The sequence below is a fragment of the Oribacterium sp. NK2B42 genome, from assembly GCF_000424445.1.
GTDB lineage: Bacteria > Bacillota > Clostridia > Lachnospirales > Lachnospiraceae > Oribacterium.
Genome location: NZ_AUJX01000085.1, coordinates 1 through 4614 on the forward strand (window position 1 = coordinate 1; position 4614 = coordinate 4614).

At 46.6% G+C, this 4614-nt stretch carries 4 protein-coding genes and 1 riboswitch; all 4 genes read right to left on the bottom strand.

Annotated elements, in window-relative coordinates; translation table 11 throughout:
* Positions 1-445: 445 nt before the first annotated feature.
* On the bottom strand, positions 446-727 hold the full coding sequence (locus G625_RS0114450; protein WP_029201659.1) for a hypothetical protein: 282 nt from the start codon (positions 725-727) through the stop codon (positions 446-448).
* Positions 728-1108: 381 nt separating this feature from the next.
* Complete coding sequence (locus tag G625_RS0114455) at positions 1109-1975, bottom strand: cation diffusion facilitator family transporter (RefSeq protein WP_044932974.1); 867 nt, start codon at positions 1973-1975, stop codon at positions 1109-1111.
* A 65-nt stretch (positions 1976-2040) separates the two neighbouring features.
* Positions 2041-2143, bottom strand: a riboswitch (NiCo riboswitch).
* A gap of 311 nt (positions 2144-2454) precedes the next feature.
* Positions 2455-2922, bottom strand: coding sequence for an ATP-binding protein (locus G625_RS21560; protein WP_156885152.1), 468 nt, complete (start codon positions 2920-2922; stop codon positions 2455-2457).
* Positions 2864-4234 (bottom strand): MATE family efflux transporter, encoded by a 1371-nt coding sequence (locus tag G625_RS0114465; protein WP_029201661.1) that lies wholly within the window; start codon positions 4232-4234, stop codon positions 2864-2866. Before G625_RS0114465 ends, G625_RS21560 begins: the two co-directional genes overlap by 59 nt.
* Positions 4235-4614 lie beyond the last annotated feature (380 nt).

Genomic DNA, 4614 nt, shown 5'->3' on the forward strand with positions numbered 1-4614 from the left:
CTTTAGTAAATTGATTGATAGAAATGCAACGGTATAACCAGCTTTACTCATTGCTTATTCAATCTACTGGGGTATGACCCGAACGCACCACCACCGGCGGTTCCACCTGCCGAAACCGAACGCTGCGAATGAGGGGCCGGAAGGCTGGCTTTAGTACGGACGCAAAGTCCAAGTCACGAGATGCCTTACCGATTGCCCCATCATTCTACAGCCTAAGCAACAAGATGGCCATGCTCATAACTGGCTGCTATGTTTCATGACCATCTTTATAGTAGTAGTCACGAGTGTGCGGCGGCTAATCATCAAAGTTTTTGTTCACTTCCTTTGCTGAAATCGTCGCATAGAATATGATACACTTTCTAAACAGATCTTCTTCGTCAGAGAATAACTTCATGTCAGCCATAGTACAGAAGTATATGGATTCCCATATTGTTAGGGAAAATTATTATTTTTCCTCTTTAGACTTATTGATCTCATCGTAATAAGTCTTATACCTGTACGCTGTCCTACGGCTGCATAAACCGGTTTCTACGATTTCCATTATGGTCTTTCCACCTTCATACAGGACAACGAAGTCGTTATAGCCCTGCATCCACTGCTCGTCATGTTTCTTTCTTCCACCGATTTTTCTATTTTTGTAGTATTCAAGTTCTTCTTTGAGCCTTGCATTTTCGTCTTCCAGCTCTTTGATCCTTTTTAAAGCATCTTCAAGTGTCATTTTTTTCATATATCGCTCCTCTCTGTGTCATATGCACTGTGGCACAAGCATAGCATTGAGTGAGTTTTGTGTCAATATATTTATGGCATTTTGTGTCTAAAATTTATAGGCATAATAAAAAGCCCGTACGTTATGTACAGGCTTCTACGGACCATCCGCACCCGGCGCTTACGCTTTCTTTCAAAGATTCTATTCCAATATACGATAGGAATTGTCGGAGCAGAAAAAGTATAGTGCTGTTATTAGTGCGTGATCGCTCAATTACAAGATGTATCGTTTAAAATAACATTATGTACTCTCAGAGGAAAGGCGAGAAAAAAGCAAAAAAGAGCAAATACCGCAAAATGGTAATTGCTCTTTCTATTAGATCTGATGATTTTAATCGGATTATTACTCTACCGGATTAACATGTATCATTATGTGTTTTACATTAAGATACTTGTTTTCAACACTGTTATGAACGGACTCTGCAATTTCATGAGCTTCAACAAGTGAAATATCTCTTTGGGCTGCGATTTCAAGATCGATATAGATTTTGTTTCCAAACTGTCTTGTGTGAAGCAGGTCTATGTGTTCAACTCCCGGCTGATCTTCAATGAAAGTCCGTAGATTTTCTTCAAAATCCTTATCACAGGATGTATCAAGCATTTTATCCAGAGCATCCCGGGAGATATCATAAGCTACTTTAAGAATAAACAGACAGATAACAAGACTCGCAATAGGATCCATAATAGGAAATCCTATCATGGCCAGTCCGATTCCGATGAAAGAACCAACTGATGACAATGCATCAGAACGGTGATGCCAGGCATCTGCTTTAAATGCAGACGAGTTAAGCTTCCTGGCATAGAACATGGTATACCAGAACATGGCTTCTTTAACGACTATGGAAATAACTGCAGCAACAAGCGGAAGCATGGTGGGAATCACCAAATCTTCATGAGATATGATTTTTTGGATGCCAGTATATCCAATACCAAAGCCAGTTACGGCCAGGATGAGACCTAAAATTAAAGAGGCAACGCACTCAATCCTTTCGTGACCGTATGGGTGGTTCTCATCTTCCGGTTTCATAGACAGGATTACTCCTAGATATGCAACGAAAGTTGCAAAAACATCAGAAAGAGAATGAACCGCATCAGAAATCATGGCACTGGAGTTTCCCATGATTCCTGCAGCCAATTTGAATCCGGCAAGTAAAACATTGCCCCAGATTCCGACTCGAGACAGCTTTTTGATAATCTTGGTTTCATCCATAACATTACCTCCTAGTATGGTATTATCATCTATATCGAGGTAAAAAAACGCACCCCGGAACATACTACTGTCCCGCAGATGCGTTTTAGACTTCTCTGCTGTCGTTTAGCGACCCGGCTACATACATTTTCCATCTTAGAAAAGTACTGCCTGCTCAGTTTGTACTGTAGATGACACTTATGTGTTTTTGCAGTGCAAGAGTTTTAATTATGTTAGCATAACTGAAAAATGGCGTCAATCCGTGTTTTAGAGCCTTCATGTATTACAAAGAACTTATAACTGTCCAGTATTTTTTATGTCATGAGCTTAATGACGGCACTATCATGCATAAATATTCTTATTGCCCTGATCATAGCAGTTATTTCTGTTTCTTTTAATTTTACCTAACGCTGATTAACGGAACAGGCATGAAGAAAGAGGCTCAAAACCGCCTGTGATCAACGATTCGGATTTATCGGCGAAGATCTGGGTGCTCCAAATCACACCCGCATGGTCAGCACGTTCAAACCGAGCAGGTTCTGATAGTCCACGCTTTTTGCGATCCGCATCACCATGCGCAGGCCGATATTGCGCATCATGTCCTGCTTGTCGAGGAGCTCGGCGCGCTCCTGCGGGTTGAAGGGCTCACAGTCATCCTTGACGCGCAGGATGACATCCTCGCCCTTGTGGACGACGCGCACATCCACCGCGTGGGGCTTATTGTCCGCATGGAAGCCGTGCTTGACGATGTTCGCCGCCATCTCCTCCAGACACAGTGCGGAGTAATACGCGCGCTTACGTTCAATGCCACGCCCGGAGCAGAACGCGAGGACCCGTTCGGAGGTGGCGGTCACCTCGTCCATGCTGTGAATCGTGATGTCCAGCCGCTGCTCCTCGGCGGCACCGAAATCAGAGGGAAGGGTGATCCATTCTTCCAGCGTTTTCGGAAGGCGTTTCCAGTAAATCACGGCATAAGCCGCCGCGAACAGCGCTGTGACCGCATAACCTGTCTGTGAGCATGGTAATCCACAGACCGTCAAGCCCCATCCGGGGAACCAGCGCGATCGCCAGCGGTCCCATGACGGCGATGCCCTCCATCAGGGAAAACATGTTGACCGCCTTGATCCTGCCCAGCGCCTGATAGTAGGAGGAAAAGATAGACGCAAGTATCTGTAAAAGAAGGAAAAGACTTCCCCAGCGGATTCCGCTGAGCGTCATCGCGTACACCGCCGACGTATGATCGGAATAGTAAAGGCCGGTGAAAAAACCTGCCAGCAGAAACTCCAGCGCGGCGGTAAGCAGTACAATGGCATAGCCTTTCGTGAGGATTGTCCGCATCAGCAATGTCAGAGAACGCCGATCCTCCTCGCCATAGCTGACGCTTGCCAGAATCCTTCCGGTCGTCGAGATGCCGGAGACCATCGCAGAGAACAATATGTATACCATGTTGAAGGTGGCCAGTGCGGCGACCGCCTCCAGCGTCGCATGCGCGGCAAGCATGCGGTTGAAGATCGTGCTTCTCAGCGCGGTCAGGAAGATAAGCAGGGCGCTGGGAAAGCCGATGCGGACCATGCTGGCAATCTCGCTCCAGTCAATGGCCCGGATAGAATATTTCAGCGTCGCCATCGGCTTCAGGAAAAAGCTGCCCACGACGGCAAAATACGCCCAGTTGCTCAGAGATGTTGCGATTCCGAGCCCCATGGCACCCATGCCCAGCACGGCGGCAAAGAGAAGGTCAAACCCGGCATTTACGACAAGCATGAGCCCGGTGGCGATGTAATTGCGCATGCTTTGGCGTTCGAGCTGCAGAAACGACGCGAGCTGCTGTCCCAGCAGCAGTGGAATCACACCGATGCCTCTGCCGATGATATAGTTTGAAACATCCGCCATGTTTTCCTGCGTCGCCCCGAGGAGCCCCGCAAGGGTCCGGGAGATCAGAAAGCTCGCGAGGGTCACAGTCGCTGTAAATGCCAGCGCGATCGTCAGATTCAGCGAGAATACGCCCCGCGTTTTCTCCATGCGTCCCTCGCCCATGTATCTGCCACACAACACCTGAGAGCTTGCCATCAGGATCATGCTGACCGCCATACACGCCATCTGCAGCGGTGTGTAGATTCCGATGGCGCTCATTGCTTTCGCCCCGACAAAGTTGCTGCCGACCAGACCGTCTATCATATTGTTGAGGCCGTTCAACGCCAGCATAAATGCCTGTGCAGGCAGCAGACGGAAAAACAGCCGCGAAATAATCTGCGCGTCAGATCGCTCAAATGATTTGTTCATGGTTTTATTCTCCTTCCCGCATCCGCCGCAAGCAAAGCTTTTGCTTTCCGCAGACCGCAAATATTGATAAGATTTATTCTGGATAGTTAAAACTTCTTCATGATATTGACATTATGACCACTTGAAACAGTTAGTGCGACTAAAGCATCTCCGAAAGGACGACAGGGTATCTTCGATGTATTTCGTCATGCATTCTATGCTGCATGGCAGTGTGCTGAGGCATCATTAATGTAATCGGATGCCCATCTCCGAAAATCAAAGAAATGATACATTATATATGATTATACCTGAATTATTCACAGAATAATTCCTAATTGCGGTCAAAGCTGCATGACAACTACATTTTTTGTGGGATTTGCATATTTTTAGATTTCATCTAA

Bases quoted from the DNA above. Each gene is read 5' to 3' on its own strand.
- G625_RS0114450 (WP_029201659.1), bottom strand. From the start codon at position 727: ATGAAAAAAATGACACTTGAAGATGCTTTAAAAAGGATCAAAGAGCTG.
- G625_RS0114455 (WP_044932974.1), bottom strand. From the start codon at position 1,975: ATGGATGAAACCAAGATTATCAAAAAGCTGTCTCGAGTCGGAATCTGG.
- G625_RS0114465 (WP_029201661.1), bottom strand. From the start codon at position 4,234: ATGAACAAATCATTTGAGCGATCTGACGCGCAGATTATTTCGCGGCTG.